We start from the raw sequence: 2740 nt of genomic DNA on the forward strand, positions 1-2740 counted from the left end.
CGGTGGGGCATGAGGGCCTTTCCGGTAGCCGGTGCAGATGTCGCAATCCACACCAAGCCAGAAGGCCCTCACCCATTACAAGATCAACCGGCCGTGACCCCCGTCACCAACCTCTGTGGTCAGTACAGCTAGCGCAGCTCCGCGACCCTCGGCCTGGCCAGGCTGGCCGCGGCGCCGACCAGGCTCATGCCGATGGCGAGCCAGAACACGATCATCAGGCCGTGGTGGAACGGGCCGGCGATCAGGTTCGGGAAGAACTGGTGCCCGGTGAGCGTCTGCGCGTTGGCCTTCGGCAGGCTGTCGAGGACCCTGCTGCCGAGCAGCTGCTGCATCGGGTTGTAGCCAAGGAACGCGGCGAACAGGATGCCGACCGGGGGCACCGCGGCGACCTGCTGGGCCACCGCGACCGGCACGTGCTGGGCGGTGAGCTGGGTGACGATCGTGCTCGGCAGGGCGCTGGCGAGGCCGACGACCATGAGCGAGAAGAACACGCCGATCGAGAACAGGCTGCCCGCGTTCATGAACGTGGCCCGCATGCCGGAGGCCGCGCCGCGCTGGGCCGGGCCGACGCTGTTCATGATCATCGAGGTGTTGGGGGCGGAGAACATGCCGCCGCCGACGCCGTTGAGGAAGATCAGGAGTGCGAAGACCGGGTAGCTGAAGTTCGTCGGCAGGGCCAGCATGCCGCCGAAGCTCGCCGCCATCAGCAGCAGGCCGGCGCAGGCGAAGGAGCGCTGCCCGAGCCGGTCGGAGAGCTTTCCGGAGACCGGTCCGGAGACCAGGAAGCCGATGGTCAGCGGCACCAGGTAGATGCCGGCCCACAGCGGGGTGTCCTCGTAGTTGTAGCCGTGCAGCGGCAGCCAGATGCCCTGGAGCCAGATGATCAGCATGAACTGCAGGCCGCCGCGGGCGACGGCGATCAGGAACGAGGCCGCGTTGCCGCTGGAGAACGTGATGTTGCGGAACAGCGTGAGCTGGAACATCGGCTCGGCGACCCGCGACTCGACGATCAGGAAGATGATCAGCAGCGCGACGCCGCCGGCCAGTCCGGCGATGATCCACGGGTTGGTCCAGCCCATGGTGTGGCCGCCGTAGGGCTGGATGCCGTAGGTGATCGCGGCGAGCAGGGCGGCGAGGCCGGCGGCGAAGGTGATGTTGCCCCACCAGTCGATCTTGCCCTTGCGTTTCACACTGGTCTCGTGCAGCGACTTGTACGCCCAGACGGTGCCGATCACGCCGATCGGGACGTTGACCCAGAAGATCGAGCGCCAGTCCCACGAGGCGAGCACGCCGCCGAGCACCAGGCCGATGAACGAGCCGGCGAGCGCGGCGACGATGTTGATGCCGAGCGCCATGCCGCGCTCGTTGGCCGGGAACGCGTCGGTGATGATCGCGGCGGAGTTCGCCATCAGCATCGAGCCGCCGATGGCCTGCACGACGCGCCAGCCGATCAGCCAGAGCGCTCCCTTGCCGCCGCTGAACGGGTCGAGCGAGAGCACGATCGAGCACGCGGCGAAGATCGCGAAGCCGAGGTTGTAGAGCTTGACCCGGCCGAACATGTCGCCGAGCCGGCCGAGGGTGACCACCAGCACCGCCGTGACGAGCATGTAGCCCATCAGCATCCACAGCAGGTAGCTGGTGTTCGACGACTGCAGCGGGTCGAGCTTGATGCCGTTGAAGATCGCGGGCAGCGAGATCAGCACGATCGAGCTGTTGATCGTGGCGAGCAGCATGCCGACCGTGGTGTTGGTCAGCGCGACCCACTTGTAGTGGGAGTGCTCCGGCCCCGCGCTCATCGCGTGCCGGAAGTGGCCGAGCTTCGAACGGGGGGCGGTGGCGGGGTCGCCGACGGTGGTTATCGAACCGTCGCTAGGCATACGCGTGATCCTTAAGCCGAAACTAATTAGCTAATGTAAACTAATCAGATTCCGGCGGATCCACATCCCGTTTTCCGGGCCCGCGGGCGAATCGTTACGATTCCGCAACCCGATGCGGGCTGGCGCTCAGCAGCCCGGCGGGCCAGGGTGCTCTGTCCGCCGCGGCGGCGCACACCGGGCCGAACTGGCCGCCGGCCGCGCTCCACAGCCCGGTCCACGCCGGGTGGCGGTCGGTCAACGGGGCCCGGCAGCCCGGCTCGGCGCAGCGCACCACGCGCAGGCCTTGGCGGCTGAAGCACCCGTCCACCTCCTCGGCGTCGCCGGCCACCGAGGCGGCGGTGCGCCCGGCCGGGCTCGCGGCGAACGCGGCCCACCAGTCGTGCCAGGTCACCCAGGGCGCCGGGTCGAAACGGGAGAGCCAGCCGAGCCGCGGGCTGCTGCCGGACAGGTCGGCGGTCACCTCGACCTCGCCGTACCCGGAGACGACCGCGAGCTCCTCGAGCGCGACGCGCACCGGCTCGACGGCGTCGGCGGGCTCGCCCCGGTGGTTGAGCAGGACGGCGGCGACGAGCCTGGCGAGGTCCTCGCCGATGTGCACGACGGCGGTGGCCACCAGCCGGCCGCCCTCGACCGCGACGGTCAGCCGGCCGGCGTCGCCGTCGAACCAGAAGGTGGGCGGGCTGCCGAGCATCGCGCAGCGCACGGCGTCGGCCGGGGCCGCGTAGCCGCGCGCGAAGGAGCTGCCGGGACCGGGCAGCGGCACCGGCAGCGGAAGGTGGTCGGCGGCGGGCGCCGGGACGGCGAGCGAGAGCCGGGCCGGGCCGCCCGCGGCGCGGGCGGGCAGGGTGCTGACGGAGGAGGGG

2 protein-coding genes are annotated in these 2740 nt (G+C 70.2%); both read right to left on the minus strand.

Going from position 1 to position 2740, the window contains the following annotated elements; all coding sequences use genetic code 11:
• Positions 1-128 precede the first annotated feature (128 nt).
• Positions 129-1796 (minus strand): MFS transporter, encoded by a 1668-nt coding sequence (locus tag KDK95_RS34350; protein WP_212522544.1) that lies wholly within the window; start codon positions 1794-1796, stop codon positions 129-131.
• 175 nt (positions 1797-1971) lie between these two features.
• A partial coding sequence (locus KDK95_RS34355; RefSeq protein ID WP_212522543.1) for a hypothetical protein occupies positions 1972-2740 on the minus strand: 769 nt, incomplete at its 5' end.

The organism is Actinospica acidithermotolerans (genome assembly GCF_018139625.1).
GTDB classification, from domain to species: domain Bacteria; phylum Actinomycetota; class Actinomycetes; order Streptomycetales; family Catenulisporaceae; genus Actinospica; species Actinospica acidithermotolerans.

Excerpts from the sequence above, each read along its gene's own strand:
- KDK95_RS34350 (WP_212522544.1), bottom strand. The coding sequence starts at position 1,796 with ATGAGCGCGGGGCCGGAGCACTCCCACTACAAGTGGGTCGCGCTGACC.